The sequence below is a fragment of the Pantoea allii genome (assembly GCF_046529425.1).
Taxonomy (GTDB): Bacteria; Pseudomonadota; Gammaproteobacteria; order Enterobacterales; family Enterobacteriaceae; genus Pantoea; species Pantoea allii.
In genome coordinates, this window is the sequence record NZ_CP125958.1 from 958,436 (window position 1) to 981,213 (window position 22,778).

Annotated in this window: 21 protein-coding genes; 15 read left to right on the forward strand and 6 right to left on the reverse strand. The window is 54.1% G+C overall.

Going from position 1 to position 22,778, the window contains the following annotated elements; genetic code table 11:
• The first annotated feature begins 3 nt into the window (after window positions 1–3).
• The 5 genes from ubiI to QNH99_RS04745 all read left to right on the forward strand — a co-directional run bounded on the left by ubiI (window position 4) and on the right by QNH99_RS04745 (window position 6,907).
• Window positions 4–1,206, forward strand: a complete 1,203-nt coding sequence (ubiI, locus tag QNH99_RS04725; protein ID WP_096011781.1) for an FAD-dependent 2-octaprenylphenol hydroxylase — start codon at window positions 4–6, stop codon at window positions 1,204–1,206.
• Between the two features lie 433 nt (window positions 1,207–1,639).
• Window positions 1,640–2,737, forward strand: a complete 1,098-nt coding sequence (gene gcvT, locus QNH99_RS04730; protein ID WP_109717001.1) for a glycine cleavage system aminomethyltransferase GcvT — start codon at window positions 1,640–1,642, stop codon at window positions 2,735–2,737.
• Between the two features lie 24 nt (window positions 2,738–2,761).
• The gene (gene gcvH / locus QNH99_RS04735) at window positions 2,762–3,148 is read left to right on the forward strand and encodes a glycine cleavage system protein GcvH (RefSeq protein WP_063880811.1); all 387 of its coding nucleotides are present in this window, start codon (window positions 2,762–2,764) and stop codon (window positions 3,146–3,148) included.
• 81 nt (window positions 3,149–3,229) lie between these two features.
• Window positions 3,230–6,103: an aminomethyl-transferring glycine dehydrogenase gene (gene gcvP, locus QNH99_RS04740; RefSeq protein WP_096011779.1), complete on the forward strand. Its 2,874-nt coding sequence runs from the start codon at window positions 3,230–3,232 to the stop codon at window positions 6,101–6,103.
• A 60-nt stretch (window positions 6,104–6,163) separates the two neighbouring features.
• Complete coding sequence (locus tag QNH99_RS04745) at window positions 6,164–6,907, forward strand: SDR family oxidoreductase (RefSeq protein WP_410517361.1); 744 nt, start codon at window positions 6,164–6,166, stop codon at window positions 6,905–6,907.
• 33 nt (window positions 6,908–6,940) lie between these two features.
• On the opposite strand, the gene QNH99_RS04750 is transcribed toward QNH99_RS04745, so the two are convergent.
• Window positions 6,941–8,368, reverse strand: coding sequence for a 6-phospho-beta-glucosidase (locus QNH99_RS04750; protein WP_410517362.1), 1,428 nt, complete (start codon window positions 8,366–8,368; stop codon window positions 6,941–6,943).
• Between the two features lie 114 nt (window positions 8,369–8,482).
• Window positions 8,483–9,202, reverse strand: coding sequence for a MurR/RpiR family transcriptional regulator (locus tag QNH99_RS04755; RefSeq protein WP_063881244.1), 720 nt, complete (start codon window positions 9,200–9,202; stop codon window positions 8,483–8,485).
• A gap of 164 nt (window positions 9,203–9,366) precedes the next feature.
• On the opposite strand from QNH99_RS04755, the gene trhA reads away from it, so the two are divergent.
• Window positions 9,367–10,020 (forward strand): PAQR family membrane homeostasis protein TrhA, encoded by a 654-nt coding sequence (trhA, locus tag QNH99_RS04760; protein WP_096011776.1) that lies wholly within the window; start codon window positions 9,367–9,369, stop codon window positions 10,018–10,020.
• A gap of 35 nt (window positions 10,021–10,055) precedes the next feature.
• On the opposite strand, the gene ygfZ is transcribed toward trhA, so the two are convergent.
• The gene (gene ygfZ, locus QNH99_RS04765; protein ID WP_063880806.1) at window positions 10,056–11,042 is read right to left on the reverse strand and encodes a tRNA-modifying protein YgfZ; all 987 of its coding nucleotides are present in this window, start codon (window positions 11,040–11,042) and stop codon (window positions 10,056–10,058) included.
• A gap of 224 nt (window positions 11,043–11,266) precedes the next feature.
• Here ygfZ and sdhE point away from each other — a divergent pair, with 224 nt between their 5' ends.
• Window positions 11,267–11,533 carry an FAD assembly factor SdhE gene (gene sdhE / locus QNH99_RS04770; RefSeq protein WP_063880805.1) on the forward strand — a complete coding sequence of 89 codons (267 nt, stop codon included), beginning with the start codon at window positions 11,267–11,269 and terminating at the stop codon, window positions 11,531–11,533.
• Window positions 11,508–11,912 carry a protein YgfX gene (locus QNH99_RS04775; protein WP_109717003.1) on the forward strand — a complete coding sequence of 135 codons (405 nt, stop codon included), beginning with the start codon at window positions 11,508–11,510 and terminating at the stop codon, window positions 11,910–11,912. Before sdhE ends, QNH99_RS04775 begins: the two co-directional genes overlap by 26 nt.
• Before the next feature lie 305 nt (window positions 11,913–12,217).
• Here the strand turns inward: QNH99_RS04775 and fldB are convergent, their stop codons facing one another.
• Window positions 12,218–12,736, reverse strand: a complete 519-nt coding sequence (fldB, locus tag QNH99_RS04780; protein WP_109717004.1) for a flavodoxin FldB — start codon at window positions 12,734–12,736, stop codon at window positions 12,218–12,220.
• Window positions 12,737–12,838: 102 nt separating this feature from the next.
• Here fldB and xerD point away from each other — a divergent pair, with 102 nt between their 5' ends.
• The 6 genes from xerD (at window position 12,839) to QNH99_RS04810 (ending at window position 19,674) form a co-directional block, all read left to right on the forward strand.
• Entirely contained in the window at window positions 12,839–13,732 is an 894-nt protein-coding gene (gene xerD, locus QNH99_RS04785; protein ID WP_096011773.1) for a site-specific tyrosine recombinase XerD, read from the forward strand.
• A gap of 22 nt (window positions 13,733–13,754) precedes the next feature.
• On the forward strand, window positions 13,755–14,468 hold the full coding sequence (dsbC, locus tag QNH99_RS04790) for a bifunctional protein-disulfide isomerase/oxidoreductase DsbC (RefSeq protein WP_063880801.1): 714 nt from the start codon (window positions 13,755–13,757) through the stop codon (window positions 14,466–14,468).
• Window positions 14,469–14,471: 3 nt separating this feature from the next.
• Entirely contained in the window at window positions 14,472–16,211 is a 1,740-nt protein-coding gene (recJ, locus tag QNH99_RS04795) for a single-stranded-DNA-specific exonuclease RecJ (protein ID WP_283355083.1), read from the forward strand.
• Between the two features lie 203 nt (window positions 16,212–16,414).
• Window positions 16,415–17,513 (forward strand): peptide chain release factor 2 gene (gene prfB / locus QNH99_RS04800; protein ID WP_096011771.1). Its coding sequence is split into 2 segments (ribosomal slippage): window positions 16,415–16,489 and window positions 16,491–17,513, totalling 1,098 coding nucleotides; the frame shifts between segments, so codons are not numbered across the junction.
• 9 nt (window positions 17,514–17,522) lie between these two features.
• On the forward strand, window positions 17,523–19,043 hold the full coding sequence (gene lysS / locus QNH99_RS04805) for a lysine--tRNA ligase (protein ID WP_063880799.1): 1,521 nt from the start codon (window positions 17,523–17,525) through the stop codon (window positions 19,041–19,043).
• A gap of 136 nt (window positions 19,044–19,179) precedes the next feature.
• Window positions 19,180–19,674 (forward strand): cupin domain-containing protein, encoded by a 495-nt coding sequence (locus QNH99_RS04810; protein ID WP_063880798.1) that lies wholly within the window; start codon window positions 19,180–19,182, stop codon window positions 19,672–19,674.
• Here QNH99_RS04810 and QNH99_RS04815 read toward each other — a convergent pair.
• The gene (locus tag QNH99_RS04815) at window positions 19,671–20,297 is read right to left on the reverse strand and encodes a hypothetical protein (RefSeq protein ID WP_063880797.1); all 627 of its coding nucleotides are present in this window, start codon (window positions 20,295–20,297) and stop codon (window positions 19,671–19,673) included. The genes QNH99_RS04810 and QNH99_RS04815 overlap by 4 nt on opposite strands.
• A gap of 367 nt (window positions 20,298–20,664) precedes the next feature.
• Here QNH99_RS04815 and QNH99_RS04820 point away from each other — a divergent pair, with 367 nt between their 5' ends.
• Window positions 20,665–21,828 carry an MFS transporter gene (locus QNH99_RS04820; protein WP_218996043.1) on the forward strand — a complete coding sequence of 388 codons (1,164 nt, stop codon included), beginning with the start codon at window positions 20,665–20,667 and terminating at the stop codon, window positions 21,826–21,828.
• Here QNH99_RS04820 and QNH99_RS04825 read toward each other — a convergent pair.
• The gene (locus tag QNH99_RS04825) at window positions 21,825–22,745 is read right to left on the reverse strand and encodes a LysR family transcriptional regulator (RefSeq protein ID WP_410517363.1); all 921 of its coding nucleotides are present in this window, start codon (window positions 22,743–22,745) and stop codon (window positions 21,825–21,827) included. The genes QNH99_RS04820 and QNH99_RS04825 overlap by 4 nt on opposite strands.
• Window positions 22,746–22,778 lie beyond the last annotated feature (33 nt).

Here is a 22,778-nt window from a genome sequence, read left to right on the forward strand (position 1 = left end):
CTGATGCAAACTTACGATGTGGTGATCGCTGGCGGCGGAATGGTAGGGCTGGCAGTGGCCTGCGGTCTGCAAGGGAGCGGATTACGCATTGCCGTGCTGGAACAGTCGGCCGAGCCGCAATTTGATGCAGGCGCATCTCCCTCTGTGCGCGTATCCGCGATTAATGCGGCCAGTGAACGTCTTTTGCAAAAGCTGGATGTCTGGTCAACTATTTTGTCCCTCCGCGCCAGCCCTTATCAGGCAATGGAAGTCTGGGAGCGTGACAGCTTTGGCGCGATCGCATTTGATGGCGAGCAGCAGGGGCTGGCGCATCTTGGGCACATCATCGAAAATCCCGTGATCCACACCGCCCTCTGGCAGCGCGCCAGCAACTGCAGTGATGTCACGTTACTGGCGGCTTCACAGCTACAGCAAGTGGCATTTGGCGATAATGAAGCCTTTATTACGCTGCAAGATGGCAGCATGATGAGCGCGCGGCTGATGGTTGCGGCGGACGGGGCCAACTCCTGGTTGCGTAACAAAGCCGACATTCCCCTGACCTTCTGGGATTACGACCACCATGCGCTGGTGGCAAATATTCGTACAGCCTTGCCCCATGGCGGCGTGGCTCGTCAGGTCTTTCACGGCGATGGCATTCTGGCGTTCCTGCCCATGCAGGATCCGCATCTTTGCTCAATCGTCTGGTCGCTTTCACCCCAGGAAGCCAGCCGCCTGGAAGCCATGCCAGAGTCGCTGTTCAATCAACAGTTGTCCGTCGCGTTTGATATGCGGCTGGGGCTGTGCGAGCTGGAAGGGGAACGCAAGTGTTTCCCGCTGACGGCACGTTATGCACGTAACTTTGCCGCTCACCGACTGGCGCTGGTGGGCGATGCGGCGCATACCATTCATCCGCTGGCAGGGCAGGGCGTCAATCTGGGATTCATGGATGCCGCAGAGCTGATCGGCGAAATTCGTCGCCTGCATCAGCAGGGCAAAGATATTGGAGAGCACCTTTATCTGCGCCGCTATGAGCGCAGTCGTAAACACAGTGCAGCAATGATGCTGGCCGGGATGCAGGGCTTCCGTGAATTGTTTGCAGGCAACAATCCTGCCAGGAAGCTGTTTCGCGATTTGGGCCTGAAATTAGCCGATAATCTGCCGGGCGTAAAGCCGATAATGCTCCGCCAGGCAATGGGCCTGAATGATATGCCAGAGTGGCTTCGCTAACGCCATCCTGCAGAGAAAAGCCAGCATTCGTGCTGGCTTTTTTTATCGCCTTAATCGACTGCACCATAAAAATGCAGTGCTGCACCCTGATTGCGCCTCATTTGATTTATTCTAATTTTGCCTGATGTTTCGCATTACTTTTTTTTATCCCTGAGCCTTTTCGTCCCGCTATTTTTTTAACATCCTGCCAGGCTTCGCGCATAAAATTGCTGCGTATAAATCACCATGGCGTATTTATTGCGTGGCTAATCACAAAATTACAGTTTTTTGTCCTGTTTGCCTTTCTCCCTGGTTAGGCTGTGCAACGTCTTTCGACCTCGCTTTGCTTATGGTTAATCGTCAGGTTCGGTGGTAACGTCAAGGCAAAGAGAACGTTTGCGTCGGCAACATGGCGGCGTGGTTTCAAACTCACTCGTTTCTGCACAGGATGGTTATGACTCAGCACACACCGTTGTTTGAACAGCACCAGGCAAATGGCGCGCGGATGGTGGATTTCCACGGCTGGATGATGCCGTTGCACTATGGCTCGCAAATGGATGAGCATCATGCCGTACGCAGCGATGCCGGCATGTTCGATGTGTCGCATATGACGATTGTTGATGTGAAAGGTGAGCGCACGCGCGAGTTTCTGCGCTACCTGCTGGCAAACGATGTCGCCAAACTGACCCAGCCGGGCAAAGCGCTCTACACCGGCATGCTGAATGCCTCCGGTGGCGTGATTGACGATTTGATTGTTTATTTTATGGACGAGACGTTTTTCCGTCTGGTGGTCAATTCCGCGACGCGTGAAAAAGATCTGGCCTGGATCAGTGAACATGCCCAGGGTTACGGCGTCGCATTAACAGAGCGTGACGATCTGGCGCTTATCGCTGTACAAGGCCCGCAGGCCCAGCAAAAAGCGCAAACGTTATTCAGCGATGCGCAGCGCCAGGCGGTGCAGGGCATGAAACCCTTCTTTGGCGTACAAGCCGGAGAGCTGTTTATCGCCACCACCGGCTATACGGGCGAAGCGGGCTATGAAATTGCGCTCCCTGCCGCCGAAGCCGTCGCGTTCTGGCAGCGCTTGCTGAGCGCAGGCGTCAAACCTGCGGGACTGGGCGCACGTGATACTTTGCGTCTGGAAGCGGGCATGAATCTCTACGGTCAGGAAATGGACGAGAGCGTATCACCGCTGGCGGCCAATATGGGCTGGACGCTTAGCTGGGAGCCAACTGACCGCAACTTTATTGGACGTGAAGCGCTGGAAAGCCAGCGAGCAAAGGGCACTGAAAAACTGGTTGGGCTGATTCTGACGGAAAAAGGCGTACTGCGTAACGGCTTGCCGGTACGTTTTACCGATCAACAGGGTCAGATGCAGCAGGGTGTGATCACCAGTGGTTCTTTCTCCCCTACGTTGGGTTATAGCATTGCCCTGGCCCGCGTGCCGGCAGGTATCGGTGAGAACGCGATTGTTGAAATCCGTAACCGTGAAATGCCTGTAAAAGTCACTAAACCGATTTTCGTTCGCGCCGGAAAACCGGTTGCGCAGTAACATATAATTACAGGAGAAATGGCGATGAGCAATGTGCCAGCAGAGTTGAAATACCGCGACAGTCACGAATGGCTGCGCAAAAATGCGGACGGTACCTATACCGTTGGTATCACCGAACATGCGCAGGAGTTACTGGGCGATATGGTGTTTGTTGACCTGCCTGAGGTCGGTGCCACCTTCTCTGCCGGAGAAGAGTGCGCCGTCGCCGAATCGGTCAAAGCCGCTTCAGATATTTATGCGCCCGTCAGCGGTGAAATTGTGGCAGTGAACGATTCCCTGAACGATTCCCCTGAACAGGTGAACAGCGAGCCTTATGACGGTGGCTGGTTATTCCAGATCAAAGCCAGCGATGAGTCCGAAATTGACTCGCTGCTGGACGCGGATGCTTATAAAGCCTCCATCGACGAGTAATCGTTGTGCGGCCTCTTATCGGGGCCGCACATATCTGACTTGCATTCTCTGTTCCCCAGCCCGATTCAGGATTTACAGCTCATGACTCAGACTCTCAGCCAGCTTGAACACAACGGTGCCTTTATCGAGCGCCATATTGGTCCGTCGCCAGAACAACAGGCCGTCATGCTGGAGGCGATCGGTGCCAGCTCTCTGGCGTCGTTGATTGGTTCTATCGTCCCCGCCGACATTCAGCTGCCAGGCCCGCCCGCTGTCGGCGATGCCGCAACTGAACAACAGGCGCTGGCTGAGTTAAAGGCCATTGCCGGACAAAACCTGCTTTATAAATCCTGGATTGGCATGGGATACAGTGCGGTGATCACGCCGCCGGTAATTTTGCGTAACATGCTGGAAAATCCGGGCTGGTACACAGCTTATACCCCCTATCAGCCAGAAGTCTCGCAGGGCCGCCTTGAGGCACTGCTTAACTTTCAGCAGGTCACGATTGATCTGACCGGCATGGACATTGCCTCCGCTTCACTGCTGGACGAAGCCACCGCCGCCGCTGAAGCGATGGCGATGTCAAAACGCATCAGCAAACTGAAAAATGCCAACCGGTTCTTTATCGCTGACGATATTCATCCACAAACGCTGGATGTGGTGCGTACCCGCGCCGAAACCTTTGGCTTTGAACTGATTATCGATAGTCCGGCCAAAGCGTTGGATCACGACAACCTGTTTGGTGTGCTGCTACAGCAGGTCGGCACCACCGGAGAAGTACACGACTTTACCCACCTGATTAGCGAGCTGAAAGCGCGCAAGGTGGTGGTGAGCATGGCATCCGACTTTATGGCGCTGGTGCTGCTTGAGTCGCCGGGCAAACAAGGGGCGGACATTGTATTTGGTTCCGCCCAACGCTTTGGTGTGCCAATGGGCTATGGAGGGCCTCATGCCGCCTTCTTCGCCAGCCGCGACGAGCACAAGCGCTCTATGCCAGGCCGTATTATCGGCGTTTCCCGCGATGCGGCAGGCAATACCGCCCTGCGTATGGCGATGCAAACCCGCGAGCAGCATATCCGTCGTGAAAAAGCCAACTCCAACATCTGTACTTCACAGGTGCTGTTGGCCAATATCGCGGGGCTGTATGCGGTGTTCCACGGGCCGGTTGGACTGAAACGTATTGCGTCGCGTATCCATCGCTTCACCGATATTCTGGCTGCCGGACTCCAGCGTGGTGGGCTGAAACTGCGTCATAGCCACTGGTTTGACACGCTGACGGTAGAGGTTGCAGATAAAGCGGGCGTGCTTAACCGTGCGCTGAGTTTTGGCGTTAACCTGCGTAGCGACATTCATAATGCAGTCGGCATCACACTGGATGAAACCACGCGCCGTGAAGACATCAGCACGCTGTTCGCTATTCTGCTGGGTGATGAACACGGTCAGGATATCGACCAACTCGACAGCCAGGTGGCGGCTGACAGCCAGTCGGTTCCGGCCGGGCAGCAGCGTAAAAGTGAAATTCTCTCTCATCCGGTGTTTAACCGTCATCACAGTGAAACTGAGATGATGCGCTATATGCACAGCCTGGAGAAAAAAGATCTGGCACTGAATCAGGCGATGATTCCGCTGGGTTCCTGCACCATGAAACTCAACGCGGCCGCCGAGATGATCCCCATCACCTGGCCTGAATTTGCCGAACTGCATCCGTTCTGCCCGGCAGAACAGGCTGGCGGCTACCTGCAAATGATTGGGCAGCTTTCACAGTGGCTGGTTCAACTGACCGGTTACGATGCCCTCTGCATGCAACCTAACTCGGGTGCGCAGGGGGAATATGCCGGACTGTTAGCGATTCGTCGTTACCACGAAAGCCGCGGTGAAGGTGAACGTCATCTTTGCCTGATTCCCAGCTCGGCGCACGGCACCAATCCGGCCTCAGCGCAGATGGCAGGCATGGATGTCGTGGTGGTAGCCTGTGACAAACAGGGCAATATCGACCTTGGCGACCTGCGTGAAAAAGCGGCTCAGGCCGGCGATAAACTGTCATGCATTATGGTGACCTATCCCTCCACCCACGGTGTTTATGAAGAAACCATCCGTGAGGTGTGCCAGATCGTGCATCAGCACGGTGGTCAGGTTTACCTTGATGGTGCCAACATGAATGCGCAGGTGGGCATCACCACGCCAGGCTACATCGGCGCAGATGTTTCGCATCTCAACCTGCACAAAACCTTCTGCATACCGCACGGCGGTGGCGGCCCGGGAATGGGACCGATCGGCGTGAAAGCCCATCTGGCCCCGTTTGTTCCGGGACACAGCGTGGTGCAGATTGATGGCATGCTGACGCAGCAGGGCGCCGTCTCCGCTGCGCCATTTGGCAGCGCATCCATTCTGCCTATCAGCTGGATGTATATCCGCATGATGGGGGCAGAAGGACTAAAGCAGGCCAGTTCGGTCGCGATCCTTAACGCTAACTATATTGCCAGCCGCCTGAAATCGGCCTATCCCATTCTTTACGCAGGACGCGATGGTCGTGTGGCGCACGAATGTATTCTCGATATTCGTCCGTTAAAAGAGCAAACCGGTATCAGTGAGCTGGATATTGCTAAACGCCTGATCGACTATGGCTTCCATGCGCCGACCATGTCATTCCCGGTAGCCGGAACGCTCATGGTGGAACCGACAGAATCGGAAGGCAAAATCGAACTGGACCGTTTCATTGATGCCATGCTGGCGATTCGCATGGAAATCAGTCGGGTTGAGCAGGGAGAGTGGTCACTTGAGGATAACCCTCTGGTCAATGCGCCTCATACGCAAACGGAAGTCATCGGAGAATGGTCGCATCCCTACAGCCGTGAGCTGGCCGTGTTCCCGGCAGGCGGACACAATAAATACTGGCCGACGGTCAAGCGCCTGGATGATGTCTTTGGCGACCGTAACCTGTTCTGTTCGTGTGTGCCGATGAGCGACTATGCTTAAGTCAGGTTAACGCATTTATTTCTGAGGGCCGATTTTCGGCCCTTTTTTATGGAGACAGCCATGCAACTCGCACTCGTTACCGGCGGCAGTCGCGGCATTGGTCGCGCGACGGCCCTCTTACTGGCGTCCCGAGGCTACCGGGTGGCGGTAAATTTCCGCTCACGCGCCAGTGAGGCCCATCAGGTTGTGGATGAGATAGTGCGTCAGGGCGGTGAGGCTTTTAGCGTTCAGGCCGACATCAGTGATGAAGCGCAGGTGATGTCGCTGTTTCAGCGGCTGGATCAGGAAGATCTGCCGCTCACGCTGCTGGTGAATAATGCCGGCATACTGTTCCAGCAATGTCGCCTTGAGCAACTGGATGCCTCGCGTATTCAGCAGGTTTTTGCCACCAACGTGCTTGGCCCCTTTCTCTGCAGTCGGGAAGCCGTCCGGCGCATGGGAATCCATCATGGCGGGCAGGGCGGTAGCATTGTTAATGTGTCGTCTGCTGCGGCCCGCACGGGGTCGCCAAATGAATATGTCGATTACGCAGCATCGAAAGGCGCGATGGATACGATGACCAAAGGCCTGTCGCTGGAAGTCGCTCAGCAGGGAATCCGTGTCAATGGCGTACGTCCGGGGATGATCTACACCGAGATGCATGCGGACGGGGGCGAGCCGGGCAGAGTCGACCGGCTCGCCAGCGGAATTCCAATGGGGCGCGGCGGTTATGCCGAAGAAATTGCAGAAGCCATCGTCTGGTTAGCCAGCGATGCCGCCTCTTACATTACCGGCAGCATTATTGATGCCGCCGGCGGGCGCTAAAATTATGCCGCAGCAGAGCGCTGCGGCACGGACTTACAGTTTTTCGCCGTTGCTGGCGATAACCTGTTGATACCAGGCAAAGCTCTTTTTCTTCGCGCGCGAGAAATCGCCGCTGCCGTCGTCGTTTTTATTCACATGAATAAAACCGTAACGTTTGTTGTACTGACCTGTGGTGAAAGACACACAGTCGATACAGCCCCACGGTGTGTATCCCATAAGATCCACACCATCATGTGTGACGGCTTTCTTCATCTCTTCAATATGTGCGGCCAGATAATCAATGCGGTAATCATCCTCGATGACGCCCTGTGCATTCGGTTTATCGATGGCACCAAAGCCATTTTCCACAATAAACAGGGGTTTTTGGTAGCGCTCGTACAACTCGTTAAGCGTATAGCGCAGGCCAACGGGATCAATCTGCCAGCCCCAGTCTGAGGCTTTAACATGCGGGTTTTTAACCGCGCCTTCAAAACCGGTAATGGGGTCATCTACGCCGCTGGCGCTGGTCTGCACGGCAGTACTCATGTAATAGCTGAAACCCACGTAATCCGCGCAGCCATTACGCAGGGTTTCAGCATCTTCAGCTTCCATTTCAATGTGGTAGCCTTTGCGCGCCCACTCTTTCAGTGCATAAGCCGGGTAGTAACCCCGCATCTGCACGTCACTGAATACATAACGTTGATGCATCGCTTCCTGCGCCAGCAGGACGTCATCCGGATGGCAGGAGAAGGGGTAAACCGGCACCATGGCGATCATGCAGCCAATCTGAAAGTCCGGGTTGATCTCATGACCCAGTTTCACCACTTTGGCGCTGGCAACAAACTGATGATGCATGACCTGATACATCGCCTGTTCAGGTTTTTCATGTTCAGTGAAAATAACGCCTGAGCAGCAGTAACCAAACAGCGGATATTGCCAGTTACGCTGATTATTAATTTCGTTAAAGGTCATCCAGTATTTTACTTTTTTCTTGTAACGCTTCAGTACGACTTCACTAAAGCGAACAAAGAAATCGACGACTTTACGGTTATGCCAGCCACCATATTCTTTTACCAGATGATAGGGCATTTCAAAATGGGAAAGGGTAATAACCGGCTCAATACCGTATTTAAGTAATTCATCAAACAGATCGTCATAGAATTGTAGACCGGCTTCATTGGGTTGCAATTCATCGCCATTCGGGAAAATACGGGTCCAGGCAATTGAGGTACGGAAGCATTTAAAACCCATCTCAGCAAACAGCGCAATATCCTGTTTGTAATGAGAGTAAAATTCAACAGCCTGATGATTAGGATAGAATTTTCCGGGCTGGACGCCGTCAGTGATGACCCGGTCCACACCATGCGAACCGCCGGTCAGCACATCGGCAATACTGATGCCTTTACCGCCCTGATCCCAGCCGCCTTCCACCTGATGTGCCGCGACCGCACCGCCCCACAGAAACGTTTTTGGTAAGCTCATTACGCTCTCTCCCCTGACAATAAAATTGGGCTGAGTGTAGCAAAGCACTTAATAATGTCACGCTATAACACCGTAGCAAAAAAGGGATTTGTTACGGCGAAAAAACGCCTTGTTTTATTTACCCAGTTTTCGACCCAGAGACTCAATAATATACATGACCGGGACCTGAGTCGTAATATCGCTGTGGTCTGCCATTCGTATCACCGGTACATGATAAGACACCGTAAAGTCGCTCATTTTTGCCAGTGAGCAGGTTTCACTATTGGTGATGGCAATGATTTTACACTTATTCAGGCTGAACTGACTGGCGATACGCAGCACTTCTTCCGTTTCGCCGGAAACAGAAAGGATAATAGCCAGGGCGTTTTCATATAAGCTCGGACTCACCGGATAATAAGGGTCGTCAATGGCATGGCTGAACTTACCGACGTTCGAGAAAAAGCGCGCCCCATATTTTCCCAGGCTTCCCGATGTTCCCACGCCAATAAAAAACACCCGCTCAGCCAGATTGATCATCTCTGCCGCCTGACGCATGACCTGCTCAAACTCATCGTTGTTGATGCTTTTAAAGAAACTCAGCATATCCGCGACGCCCGAGACCGGCAGCACAGGGGCCGTTTGCTCCTGCGCCAGACGCAGCCGGATACGAAATTCTGACCAGCCTTCACACTGCATTTTGCGACAAAAACGCAATACGGTGGTGGTCGACACCGCTGCCTGCTCGGCCAGATCGCGGATGGTCATGTAACTGACACTGTCGCGATGTTTGATGATGTACTGATAAACCTGCATTTCAAGATCGTTCAGGGTGGCAAGATCGTGATGCGAGAACATGGAAAAACTCATCAGGCAATTGACTAGCCAGCATTTTACCAGAAATCGCGCAGGGGTTGACCGCAATAATTATTTTAAGCTTACACTTGTACACTGAAACTTTTTCTGGGTACTCTGTTGCACGATAAATCTGCAGTTGTTATCACTTTTCAGGCAGGAATGTTATGACTCACAAAAGTTTACCGACGCAGGGTTATCCACTGGCAGAGGAAATTGCCAACAGTATCAGTCACGGGCTCGGTTGCCTGTTTGGGATTGTAGGATTAGTGCTGTTGCTTGATAAGGCAATGGCGATGAACGCTGGAATAACCACTATCGTCAGTTCCAGCCTGTACGGCGGCAGCATGATCCTGCTGTTTCTGGCCTCAACGCTTTACCATGCTGTCAGCCATCCGCGTGCTAAGCGCGTGCTGAAAAAAGTTGACCACTGCGCTATCTACTTGTTGATTGCAGGCACTTACACGCCGTTCCTGATGGTGGGGTTACAGTCGCCTCTGGCCTATGGATTAATGGCGGTCATCTGGGGCCTGGCGCTGTTGGGGATTCTTTTTAAGCTGACTATCGCCGATCGCTTTAAGGTGCTGTCCCTGGTTACTTATCTTTGCATGGGATGGCTTTCGCTGATTGTGGTTTATCAGTTGGCGATGAAACTGTCGGCTGGCGGGATCTGGCTGCTGGCGTTGGGCGGCATTATCTATTCCCTGGGCGTGATTTTTTACGTCGCGCGTCGGGTGCCCTTTAATCATGCTATCTGGCACGGTTTTGTCTTAGGCGGCTGTATTTGCCATTTCTGCGCCATCTACTTCTACGTCATGTAAAGAAAAAAGGGCGGGACAAGATCCCGCCCCTGAACTCAGCCTTCTTCCAGCGAGTAAGGCAAGGGCTGAATCTGCAGCTTACCGCCTTCATCGCCTTCAACGCGTAGTACGCTGTCCGGCTCCAGATCGTTGTTCATCACGACCTGCACCCAGGTTACGCCATCGTCCAGCTGGACCGCCGCAAGAACGGTGCCCGTGCGACGCCAGCGCTCGCCCATCTGCAGCTCAAGCGAGTCGTTAGCGGTGGGCAGGTGACTGGCCTGGCCTGACAGCCAGTAGAGCGCACGTTTATTCGCGCCGCGATACTTGGCCCTTGCCACCATTTCCTGGCCGGTGTAACAGCCTTTTTTAAAGCTAATTGCGTCCAGTGCCTGCATGTTTGCAGCCTGGGGAATAAACTGCGCGCTGGTGGCCGCGTCGATGACCGGAATACCGGCTTCGATATCTAACGCCAGCCACTGTGTGCTGTCATTGAACTGCGCATCCTCCGCCAGCCTCTGTTTCAGCGCTTCTGCCTGTGAAAGCGACGTGACCAGCAGAAAACGTTCTGCAGGATGTTCAAACCACAACAGCGTTGTATCGCCCTGCTGTACTACGGGAGTTGAGTGGTCGGGCAGCGTGTCAAAGACATTCGCCAGCGCGGCACGTGCCTGGAAACCGGCGACGCCCAGCAAAACGACATCGTCATCCGCCGCCAGAGTGACTTTAGAAAAAACGGCATATTTTTTCAGCTCAGGCAACTGCGTGTCTCGCAGCTCGCGACGCACCAAATAGGCATAGCCCTCACCACGATGAAACAGACGCAGGTTGCTCCACATCTTGCCCTTAGCATCACAGTGGGCGGCAGGCAGATGGTGAGCCGCATCCAGCGCTGCCACATCCAGAGTCAACTGGCCCTGCAAATAAGGCGTGCTGTCGGGGCCGACGACGGAAACCAGTGCCCAGGCATCCAGAGAGATTAACGTTAACGGCAGGCGTGACGAGGCTGCGGGCTGACGTGGGGGAAGCGTAAATGTTGGCATCGATAAATCCTGAGTATGAAGGTTCATCCGGAACAATGTCTTCAATGTTAAAAGAGCACACTGGCAATGCAACCTGTTTACTGAAAAGGGCGCACAAAACGCGTACTGAGGTGTTAAAAAAACCTGACTCTGCGGCGCGTTGCACAGGGTTGCGTTGTGAGCCTGCAGTCAGCATTAATCCAGGGTACACTAGCGGCCACGATGTGAAATGTGGAAACTGTTGCATGGATATTGATGATAAATCACGAATTCACTGGGCCTGCCGTCGTGGCATGCTGGAGCTGGATATCGCTATTATGCCGTTCTTTAAGTACGAATATGACACGCTCAACGACACGGATAAGCAAGTGTTTATCGCCCTGCTGAAAAGTGACGATCCCGATCTTTTCAACTGGTTGATGAACCATGGCGAACCGGGCGATCCCGAACTGAATCGTATGGTTAAACTTATCCAGCAGCGCAATCGTGAACGCGGACCGGTGGCGATGTAACCTTCATCCCTCTTTGCACGCACGCACGACCTTAACCCTGGCTCTGTTAATGACTATAGCAGGCGTCGGGATAATGGAACTGCCTGCGGCAGAGTGGATGATTAAGTCGGTTCTGGTCGCCGTAGTGCTGTGGGAAGGGTGGCGACAGGATCGCCGTTTACGCCAACGGCACGGCTGGTTACAGCGCGACAGCAATCGCGACTGGCGCTGGCAAGGTGACAGCTGGCAAACGCACCAGCCGTTGTACTGGTTACCCGGCGCGGTCTTACTGGTCCTGCGCAACGGCAACGGCAAGACTTTACGGCTCTGGCTGATGCAGGACAACATGCAGCCAGAGGAATGGCGCGCGTTACGGGCTCGCTGTTTCAGTGACACCTGACCGCTGAACAAGGCTTCCAGAGCCATGTTTTCAGAACACGCTTCCCAGAACACTTTTTGCAGAACAACGTTGCCTGAACAATGTTTCCTGAATAAGGTTTCCAGAATAACGCGCCCAGGACAGGGCTTTCAGAACACGGCTTTAAAGCACGGTTTTCAAAACATGTCTTTTAAAACACGGCCTTCAAAACAATGATTTCTGGATAACCCTGTCTGAAGAAAGTGAATTAACAGCGGCTTCTTAGCCCCCGTTTCTGAACGGCGGTTTTTAACACCGCTTTCTGGACAAGGGCTGCAGAACAGAGGTTACAGCCGGTCGGCAGTCTCGGTCAGAATCTGTTCGCACCACTGTTCGACGCGCTCATCCGTCGCTTCAAACTGATTAACATCGTCCAGCGCCAGCCCGACAAACTGTTTGCCATCAGCGCTCAGCGGTTTGGGGCTGGTGAATTCATAGCCGTCCAGTGGCCAGTAGCCGACAAACTGCACGCCCATTGGTTGTAGCAGCTCATGCAGCATGCCCAAAGCATCCAAAAACCACTCGCCATAGCCAATCTGGTCGCCCATGCCGTACAGTGCCACTATCTTGTTATGCAGATTGAGAGTGGGTAACTGGGGCCAGATTGCCTCCCAGTCCTCCTGTAACTCACCAAAATCCCAGGTAGGAATGCCCAAAATCAACAGATCATAGTCTTCCATCAGACGCGGATCGTCATCTTTCACGTTGTGCAACGTCACTAACTCGTCACCAATAAAATCCCGAATTTTCTCCGCTACGATTTCGGTGTAACAGGTACTGGAACCGTAAAAAAGACCTATTTTCATGCAGATAGTGCTCTGTTAATCCTGACTTTGGCGTAATTGTATCAGAAGCAGGGTTGAATCAGGCATAATGAGCACGATTTCATACTGAACGGTGGGGAAAACGTGCAAGATAGTGAACTGACAGAACAGTTTCTTGATGCGCTGTGGATTGAGCGCAATCTGGCGCAAAATACCCTGTCTTCCTATCGACAGGATCTGCAAACCCTCACTGGCTGGCTGGTGCATAACGGTTTGACGCTCACGACGCTGAGTGCGCCCGATCTGCAACAGTTTCTCGCGGAGCGGCTTGAGGGCGGCTATAAAGCCTCCAGCTCTGCACGCCTGCTCAGCGCCATGCGCCGCCTGTTTCAGTACCTCTACCGCGAAAAGATTCGATCTGACGATCCCAGCGCGATGCTGGCAGCCCCCAAACTGCCCCAGCGGTTGCCAAAAGATCTGAGCGAGGCGCAGGTAGATCGCCTGCTGCAGGCGCCGGATGTCAATGTGCCGCTTGAACTGCGCGACAAAGCCATGCTGGAATTGTTATACGCCACCGGCTTGCGTGTCTCAGAACTGGTGGGACTGACCCTGAATGATGTCAGCCTGCGTCAGGGCGTGGTGCGGGTGATCGGTAAAGGCAATAAAGAGCGTTTGGTGCCATTAGGTGAAGAGGCGGTTTACTGGCTGGAATATTATATGGAGCACGGACGGCCATGGCTGCTCAATGGGCAGACGCTGGACGTGTTCTTTCCCAGTAACCGCGCCCAGCAGATGACGCGACAAACCTTCTGGCATCGTATCAAGCATTACGCCACGCTGGCGGGCATCGACAGCGAAAAGCTTTCACCGCACGTGCTGCGCCATGCTTTCGCCACGCATTTGCTGAACCACGGGGCTGACTTACGTGTCGTACAGATGTTACTGGGGCACAGCGACCTCTCAACGACACAGATTTATACTCATGTCGCCACGGAACGTCTGCGACTGTTACATCAACAGCATCATCCGCGCGCATAACCGACGGATAGTAAGGAAAACAATGAACAAACATGTTGCCATGCTGGCGCTTCTGGCCAGCGCCTTTTCCGGATTGACCCACGCTGATGACAGCGCCATTCAGCTTTCCCTGAAAAAACTGGGTTTGCACCAGACTGAGATTCAACCTTCGCCCCTGCCGGGTTTTAAAACCGTGCTCACCGAAAGTGGCGTGCTGTACGTTACCGATGATGGTAAACACATGATCCAGGGGCCGCTTTATGATGTCAGCGGCACTCAGCCGGTCAACGTCACGAATGCGCTGCTGGATAAGAAAGTTGAGGCGCTGGTCCCGGAAATGATCGTGTATAAAGCGCCAAAAGAGCAGCATGTGGTGACGGTGTTTACGGATATCACCTGCGGCTACTGCCACAAACTCCATGAGCAAATGGCGGACTATAACGCGCTGGGGATCACCGTTCGCTATCTGGCTTTCCCCCGTGAAGGCATGAACGGCAAAGTCGCCAGCGCCATGAAGGCCGTCTGGTGCAGCGCCGATCGCAACAAAGCCTTTGATGAGGCAATGAAAGGCGATGTGCCGAAGATGGATGCGCCAGCCTCATGCAATATCGATATCGGCAAGCAGTACCAACTGGGTGTGCTGTTCGGCATTCAGGGTACGCCAGCTATTCTGACCGATAGCGGAATGATGATCCCAGGCTATCAAAGCCCACAGGAACTCAAGCAGGTACTGGATAATCAAAAGCGTGGTGGTTAAGGCGTGGTAAAGCACGAAGTCGAACTACGTCGCCGTGAGGCGGTGGCTGATCAGCCGGCGTTACCGGCTGATTTACCGCCACTCCTGCGTCGGCTTTATCTGCAACGTGGCGTTACCGATGCCGCCGAGCTGGAGAGAGGCGCGAAAAACCTGCTGCCTTTCAGCGCATTAAGCGGTATAGACAAGGCCGTGAGTTTGCTTCATCAGGCTCTTCTGGATGGCCGCTGCATCATGATTGTAGGCGATTTTGATGCCGATGGTGCCACCAGTACCGCGCTGACGGTGCTGGCACTGCGCAGCATGGGATACAGCAACGTGCAGTATCTGGTGCCCAACCGTTTTGAAGATGGCTACGGTCTGAGTCCGGAAGTGGTGGAGCAGGCCAGGGCGCGCGGTGCCGAGATGATATTGACCGTGGATAACGGTATCTCCTCCCACGCCGGTGTGCAGGTGGCGCATCAGCACGGCATTGCGGTGCTGGTCACCGACCACCACTTGCCGGGCGAAACACTGCCGGATGCTGATGCCATTGTGAATCCCAACCTGCCGGATTGTGATTTTCCCTCTCGCTCGTTAGCGGGCGTTGGCGTGGCCTTTTATCTGATGATGGCCCTGCGCGCGCATCTGCGAACCCAGGGCTGGTTTGGAGCCACGCGAGCGGAACCTAATCTGGCGGACCTGTTGGATCTGGTGGCGCTGGGTACGGTGGCGGATGTGGTGCCGCTGGATGCGAATAACCGCATCTTAGTGTGGCAGGGCCTGAGCCGTATCCGGGCTGGCAAATGCCGACCGGGAATTAAAGCTCTGCTGGAAATCGCTAACCGCGATGCCCGCCAGTTGGCCGCCAGCGACCTGGGTTTTGCGCTGGGTCCGCGGCTTAATGCTGCCGGACGCCTGGATGATATGTCTGTTGGCGTGGCGCTGTTACTGACCGACGATCTCAGCCAGTCACGCATGTTAGCCAGTGAACTGGATGCGCTTAACCAGATGCGCAAAGAGATAGAACAGGGCATGCAGAGCGAGGCGCTGGCGTTATGCCAAAAGCTGGAGAGCGAGCAAAGCGATCTGCCGCTGGGGCTGGCCTTTTATCACCCCGAATGGCATCAGGGCGTGGTCGGCATTCTGGCTTCCCGCCTGAAAGAGCGCTTCCATCGCCCGGTCATTGCCTTTGCACCTGCCGGTGACGGCATGTTGAAAGGATCGGGACGATCGATTGCGGGTTTGCATCTGCGCGACGCGCTTGAACGTCTTGATACGTTGCATCCCGGCCTGATGCAGAAGTTTGGCGGCCATGCTATGGCAGCGGGACTGTCGCTGGAAGCGACGCGCTACGAGGAATTTCGGCAGCGCTTTGCCGACCTGGTGGGCGAATGGCTGGCCGGAGAAGCGTTACAGGGCGTTATCTGGTCGGATGGCGCGTTACAGCCCGCCGAGTTTTCAATTCAGACGGCGGAAATGCTGCGCGATGCCGGTCCCTGGGGCCAGTCCTTTCCTGAACCGGCTTTCGACGGCAAGTTCAGGCTACTGCAGCAGCGCCTGGTCGGTGAACGTCACCTGAAGCTGATGGTTGAGCCGCTGGAAGGCGGGCCGCTGATTGACGGTATCGCGTTTAATGTGGATACCACGCTGTGGCCTGACAGCAGCGTGCGTCAGGTTGAACTCGCGTACCGGCTTGATATCAATGAGTACCGCGGTAACCGGTCGGTGCAACTGATTGTTGAACACCTCTGGCCGCTCAGCTAGCCGGGCAGGCGGATTGCGCGGCACTGTTCCCCCTGTCGTCATGATTACCATCGTCACGCCCGTTTCGGCTTAGCCAGTCCATCTGACTGAGCCGAAAGATTAAGACCTGCGCATTTTCTCAACGCTACAAACTGCCGTCGGTTTCGGGTAAACTCGCAGGCTGAATTTCTTATTCCATCGAACGTAAAAAAGACGCTAAACACATGTTTGAAATTAACCCGGTCAAATACCGTATTCAGGACCTCAGCGAGCGCAGCGACGTTCTTCGGGGGTATCTTTGACTACGATGCCAAGAAAGAACGCCTTGAAGAAGTAAACGCAGAACTGGAACAGCCCGACGTCTGGAACGAACCGGAACGTGCTCAGGCGCTGGGTAAAGAGCGCTCCTCACTGGAAGCCATCGTTAATACGCTCGATCAGATGAACCAGGGGCTGGAAGATGTGCAGGGGCTGCTTGACCTGGCGGTAGAAGCTGACGATGAAGAAACCTTCAACGAAGCCGTGGCTGAACTGGACGTGCTGGAAGGTAAACTCGGTGAACTTGAGTTTCGTCGTATGTTTTCCGGCGAGTATGACAGCGCCGACTGCTACATTGATCTGCAGGCCGGTTCCGGTGGAACAGAAGCGCAGGACTGGGCCAGCATGCTGATGCGCATGTATCTGCGTTGGGCAGAGGCGAGAGGGTTCAAGACTGAAATTATTGAAGAGTCAGAAGGTGAAGTGGCAGGTATCAAGTCCGTCACTATTCGCGTCTCTGGCGATTATGCATTTGGCTGGCTGCGCACCGAAACCGGCGTACATCGCCTGGTACGTAAGAGTCCATTTGACTCCGGTGGTCGCCGCCATACCTCCTTTAGCTCAGCGTTTATCTATCCGGAAGTGGATGACGATATTGATATCGACATCAATCCGGCCGACCTGCGTATTGACGTTTACCGTGCCTCTGGTGCCGGTGGTCAGCACGTTAACCGTACGGAATCGGCGGTGCGTATTACCCACGTTCCAACCGGTACGGTAACCCAGTGTCAAAACGATCGCTCTCAGCACAAAAACAAAGATCAGGCGATGAAGCAGATGAAGGCGAAGCTGTACGAGCTTGAGATGCAGAAAAAAAATGCCGAGAAGCAGATGCTGGAAGACAATAAGTCTGACATCGGCTGGGGCAGCCAGATCCGTTCTTACGTTTTGGATGACTCACGTATTAAAGATCTGCGTACCGGCGTGGAAACGCGTAACACGCAGGCGGTGCTGGATGGCGATCTGGACCGATTCATTGAAGCAAGTTTAAAAGCAGGGCTATAAGGAACCGACATGTCTGAACAACAACCGCAGAGCGCTGACGTTGCACTTGAGTTAAATAACGAACTGAAAACGCGTCGCGAGAAACTGAGCGTGCTGCGTGAAAACGGCGTGGCGTTTCCTAACGATTTCCGTCGTGATACCACCTCCGATCGGCTGCATGCCAGCTATGACGAGAAGAGTAACGAAGAACTGGAAGACTTAGGCATTGAGGTCAGCGTGGCTGGCCGCATGATGACGCGCCGTATTATGGGCAAGGCTTCCTTCATTACTCTGCAGGACGTGGGCGGCCGCATTCAGCTGTATGTGGCGCGTGACGATCTGGCCGAAGGCATCTACAACGAGCAGTTCAAAAAGTGGGACCTGGGCGATATCCTCGGTGCGCGCGGCAAACTGTTCAAAACCAAAACCGGCGAGCTGTCGATCCACTGCTCAGAGCTGCGCTTGTTAACCAAGGCCTTGCGCCCGCTGCCCGACAAATTCCACGGGCTGGCCGATCAGGAAACGCGCTATCGTCAGCGTTATCTTGATCTGATTGCCAACGATGACTCACGTAACACCTTCAAAATCCGTTCACAGATCATGGCCGGCATTCGCCAGTTCATGGTTGGACGCGACTTTATGGAAGTGGAAACGCCGATGATGCAGGTGATCCCGGGCGGCGCATCGGCGCGTCCGTTTATCACGCATCATAATGCGCTGGATATTGATATGTATCTGCGTATTGCGCCAGAGCTGTATCTGAAACGTCTGGTCGTGGGCGGTTTTGATCGCGTATTCGAGATCAACCGTAACTTCCGCAACGAGGGCATTTCGCCACGTCATAACCCAGAGTTCACCATGATGGAACTCTATATGGCTTATGCGGATTACAAAGACCTGATTGAACTGACCGAAAGCCTGTTCCGTACCCTGGCGCAGGACGTGTTAGGCAGCACCGTTGTGCCTTACGGTGAACAGGAATTCGACTTCGGTAAGCCGTTTGAAAAACTCACCATGCGTGAGGCGATCAAGAAATACCGTCCGGAAACTGATTTGGCCGATCTGGAGGATTTCGACAAAGCGGTAGCCATTGCCCAGTCCTTGCATATTAAGGTTGAGAAAAGCTGGGGCTTAGGCCGCGTAGTGACGGAAATCTTTGAAGAAACCGCTGAAGCGCACCTGATTCAGCCAACCTTTATCACTGAATATCCGGCTGAAGTCTCTCCGCTGGCTCGTCGTAACGACGAGAATCCTGAAATCACTGACCGCTTCGAGTTCTTTATCGGCGGACGTGAAATCGGTAACGGCTTTTCTGAGCTTAACGATGCGCAGGATCAGGCAGAGCGTTTCCTGCAGCAGGTTAATGCGAAAGATGCGGGCGATGATGAAGCGATGTTTTATGACGAAGATTACGTTACCGCGCTGGAACATGGCTTACCGCCAACGGCTGGGTTAGGCATTGGTATTGACCGCATGGTCATGCTGTTTACCAACAGCCATACCATCCGTGACGTTATCCTGTTCCCGGCGTTGCGCCCTGGCTCAAAGTAATTATCAGATGCTGGTTAAAGGCCGGGTGATTCCGGCCTTTTTCATTTCTGCTGCCCGCCATGCCTCACAATGTGCGTCGACTTGAGTAATCCTCCCTCGTCTGCCAGGCTGACAATCTCAACCTGGAGCGATCATCATGAAGCAACGTCCTGACTGCATTCTTCACTGGCAAGCGCTGGAAGGCGAAGACAACGAACATTATTCCGATAGCGATGAGCTGATGTCCATTGGTACACCTCTGGCAAAACTGTCAGGGTTAACCCGGCTCGGCATCCATCATGAAAGGCTACGACCCGGACGACGCATGTCTTATCCTCATGCAGAGAGTGCAGAAGAAGAGTTTATCTACGTGCTGGAAGGCAATCCCCACGCCTGGATCAATGGCGAACTCTACCCGTTGTCACCGGGCGATGCAGTGGCTTTTCCGGCCGGCACCGGTATTTGCCACACCTTTATTAATAACAGTGACGCCGACGCGCGCTTTCTGGTGGTCGGCGAGGTCAGCAAGCCGGAGAATCGCATTACTTATCCGCTCAACCGCGACTACGAGGCAACGCGCAAAGACAGATGGCTTAACCCACCGCAGCAGCAGATGGGCACGCATCCCGGACTGCCGGATGAAAAATCCTAAGATTTCACAGCATCATCCAGCCAGGTCTGAAAACGGGCATAGGGCACATACAGCGCCACATCTTTATATAAGGTTTTACCACTATGGTTATCGTTGATGCGCTGACTGTAGCCGATAATCACGCCAGCCAGGGTGTCATCAGAGGCGTTATAAACTGCGCCGCCTGACATGCCCTTAACCACGCCTGCATTGGCAGCCACGACCACGCAGTTTGCTTTATTCCAGTCATTGGCTAACGTCGTGTTCACCAGGTTTTTGCCTGTTGAGCTCACGGGCATGGCGGAGATGAAGCTGTAACCATAAAGATTCACCTGGTCGCCGATATGGCTGTTACGGAATGATGGGGGCAGGTTGGCTTCGCTGTTTTTGTGGTACACGACCGCAAGATCGCATTCCGGATGCCAGGCTTTCACACGGTAAAGCGAATATTTCGCCACGTGGGCCGCCGTAAGGCTGTAGTTCGGGGTTAACGGAATGGTGGTACCCAGTGTGCCCACACCCAGCACGGTTGGAATGCCGGTCACGGTCATATCAACGCGTTTCTCAGCTTCTCTGCTGTATTCATAATGACCGACTGAGCAGCCCGTAAGACTGATTACCATTAAAACGATAAGCCGTTGCATTTTCTCTCTCCGCGTCAGTAGGACTGCATTTCATCTGGCGATTCATAAGAGCTATATCGGCAACGCTAATACTTTATTGATAACTAAAATCGGTATTAGCAAAAAAACGGCTACTTCGCTGGCAACCTTTCTCAACGTCTGGTGCGTAAAGCAGTATTTCTTTCTCTAACAGTATGTTTAATAAGCGTAGTTGGTGTGTGTGTCAATTATTGCCATTTGCGCAATAGATTGTTGTTGTTATGTGAGTATCAGATGACAGGCAGCTATGCTGTAATACACAGTGTGATGTAGATCATAAATTATAGCTCGTTCATAACATTGCGTGAGTCAACTGTCACGCAGCAATTATCATTTTTGGGAGAGTGTTATGCCTGTTGCATTGCTGGCATTGGCGCTGAGTGCGTTCGCCATCGGAACCACTGAGTTTGTGATCATGGGCCTGCTGCCGGAAGTCGCAAACGATTTGCGGGTGACCATTCCGTCAGCTGGCTGGTTAATTAGCGGTTATGCATTAGGCGTGGCAATCGGTGCGCCCGTCATGGCGCTGTTAACGGCGAAGTTGCCGCGTAAGAAAACGCTAATCCTGTTGATGGTGATTTTTATCATCGGCAATCTGCTGTGTGCGCTGGCTTACAGTTATAACTTACTGATGCTGGCACGTGTGGTGACTGCGCTCTGTCACGGTGCCTTCTTTGGGATAGGGTCGGTGGTTGCGGCCAGTCTGGTTTCCGCCGATCGTCAGGCTTCAGCCGTCGCGTTGATGTTCACTGGTCTCACATTGGCAAACGTCTTAGGCGTGCCGCTGGGAACCTGGTTTGGTCAGCTGTTTGGCTGGCGTGCCACGTTCTGGGGCGTTTCGGCTATCGGCGTGCTGGCATTTATCGCGTTGATCACCAGTCTGCCGGGGAATAAAAACGAGAAGCCGGTCAATCTGGCAAGCGAAATCAGCGCGCTGGCAAATGGCAAACTGTGGCTGTCATTGCTGATGACGGTATGTTTCGCCGCCGCCATGTTTGCACTGTTCAGCTACATTGCGCCGTTGCTGTTGCAGGTTACCGGCATTGGCGATCGTGGCGTGAGCTGGACGTTGTTCCTGATTGGCGCGGGCCTGACCGTGGGCAATATTCTGGGGGGCAAAATGGCCGACCGTAAAGTCTCCCTGAGCCTGATCGGCAGTTTTTCGCTGATTACGCTGTTCTCACTGCTGTTTAGCTGGACCAGCCATGCGCTGTGGCTGGCGGAAATCACATTGTTCTTGTGGGCGATGGCAACCTTTGCAACGGTTCCCGGCCTGCAGATCAATGTTGTGCGCCACGGTAAAGAAGCCCCCAATCTGGTTTCAACCCTGAATATTTCCGCTTTTAACGTGGGCAATGCGCTGGGCGCGTGGGTCGGTGGCGCAGTGATCGCGCGCGGCTATGGACTGACGGCGGTGCCGGTTGCCGCTGCTGCCCTGGCGGCGATTGGGCTGGTCGTTTGCCTGATCACCTTCCGCAAGTCAGGCGGTACGGCGGCCCGGGTGCATGCTTAAGCGAGCTTGTTCGCAATCTGCTCGGGAAAACGGGCCACCTGTTGCTGCAGATGGCTCACAAACGCCTCGACCAGGGCCGATGCTGGCCGATGTTGCGGCCTGACCAGGCTGATAGTAAAAGGCACGGCAACGCTAAAAGGGCGCATGACCACACCGCTGTCGGCATAATCTAATGCCGTCAGCGGATTCACCACCGAGATCCCTACACCGGCCTGCACCATGGCGCAGACGGACGCTGCACTGTGGGTTTCCATCACCATCCTGCGCGTCACGCCCTGTTCATGAAACAGCGCGTCGAGCAACTGACGATAGCTGTCCGTGCGTGACAGACTGACATAGTTCTCACCGGCAAAATCCTGCGGCGTCAGCACGCTATGCTGTGCCAGTCGATGCTGCTGCGGCAACACGCACACTTCATCGCAGGTCAGTAGCGCCAGCCGAACGGTCCCGGCGGGGGCATGCTGCGTTTCCGTAAGCCCCAGATCATAACGCTGTGCCGACAGCCACTCTTCCAGTAGCGGCGATTCCTGCGGAATAATATTCAGACTGACATCGGGATAACGCTGCAAAAAAGTCTGACAGACAGGCGGCAGCAGTGACTGGGAAAAGACCGGCAGGCAGGCGATGGACAGCTCGCCCTGGCGAAACTGGCGCAATCCTTCTGCCGCATCGATGATGCGATCCAGCCCATACCACGAGCGCTGTACCTCTTCGAACAGACGTAATCCCTGTACCGTGGGTTGTAAGCGGCCGCGCACGCGTTCAAACAACTTCAGACTCAGCTGCCGTTCAAGGCGCGCCAGTTCACGGCTGACGGTGGGCTGCGAGGTTTGCAGCAGCGTTGCAGCCTGAGTGAGGTTCCCACTGGTCATAACGGCATGAAAAATCTCGATATGCCGCCAGTTGATGTTTGCCATGGGCTATTCCATATCATTTTTGCATAGATGCTA

Bases quoted from the DNA above. Each gene is read 5' to 3' on its own strand.
- ubiI (WP_096011781.1), top strand. From the start codon at position 4: ATGCAAACTTACGATGTGGTGATCGCTGGCGGCGGAATGGTAGGGCTG.
- gcvT (WP_109717001.1), top strand. From the start codon at position 1,640: ATGACTCAGCACACACCGTTGTTTGAACAGCACCAGGCAAATGGCGCG.
- gcvH (WP_063880811.1), top strand. From the start codon at position 2,762: ATGAGCAATGTGCCAGCAGAGTTGAAATACCGCGACAGTCACGAATGG.
- gcvP (WP_096011779.1), top strand. From the start codon at position 3,230: ATGACTCAGACTCTCAGCCAGCTTGAACACAACGGTGCCTTTATCGAG.
- QNH99_RS04745 (WP_410517361.1), top strand. From the start codon at position 6,164: ATGCAACTCGCACTCGTTACCGGCGGCAGTCGCGGCATTGGTCGCGCG.
- QNH99_RS04750 (WP_410517362.1), bottom strand. From the start codon at position 8,368: ATGAGCTTACCAAAAACGTTTCTGTGGGGCGGTGCGGTCGCGGCACAT.
- QNH99_RS04755 (WP_063881244.1), bottom strand. From the start codon at position 9,202: ATGTTCTCGCATCACGATCTTGCCACCCTGAACGATCTTGAAATGCAG.
- trhA (WP_096011776.1), top strand. From the start codon at position 9,367: ATGACTCACAAAAGTTTACCGACGCAGGGTTATCCACTGGCAGAGGAA.
- ygfZ (WP_063880806.1), bottom strand. From the start codon at position 11,042: ATGCCAACATTTACGCTTCCCCCACGTCAGCCCGCAGCCTCGTCACGC.
- sdhE (WP_063880805.1), top strand. From the start codon at position 11,267: ATGGATATTGATGATAAATCACGAATTCACTGGGCCTGCCGTCGTGGC.
- fldB (WP_109717004.1), bottom strand. From the start codon at position 12,736: ATGAAAATAGGTCTTTTTTACGGTTCCAGTACCTGTTACACCGAAATC.
- dsbC (WP_063880801.1), top strand. From the start codon at position 13,755: ATGAACAAACATGTTGCCATGCTGGCGCTTCTGGCCAGCGCCTTTTCC.
- lysS (WP_063880799.1), top strand. From the start codon at position 17,523: ATGTCTGAACAACAACCGCAGAGCGCTGACGTTGCACTTGAGTTAAAT.
- QNH99_RS04810 (WP_063880798.1), top strand. From the start codon at position 19,180: ATGAAGCAACGTCCTGACTGCATTCTTCACTGGCAAGCGCTGGAAGGC.
- QNH99_RS04815 (WP_063880797.1), bottom strand. From the start codon at position 20,297: ATGCAACGGCTTATCGTTTTAATGGTAATCAGTCTTACGGGCTGCTCA.
- QNH99_RS04820 (WP_218996043.1), top strand. From the start codon at position 20,665: ATGCCTGTTGCATTGCTGGCATTGGCGCTGAGTGCGTTCGCCATCGGA.
- QNH99_RS04825 (WP_410517363.1), bottom strand. From the start codon at position 22,745: ATGGCAAACATCAACTGGCGGCATATCGAGATTTTTCATGCCGTTATG.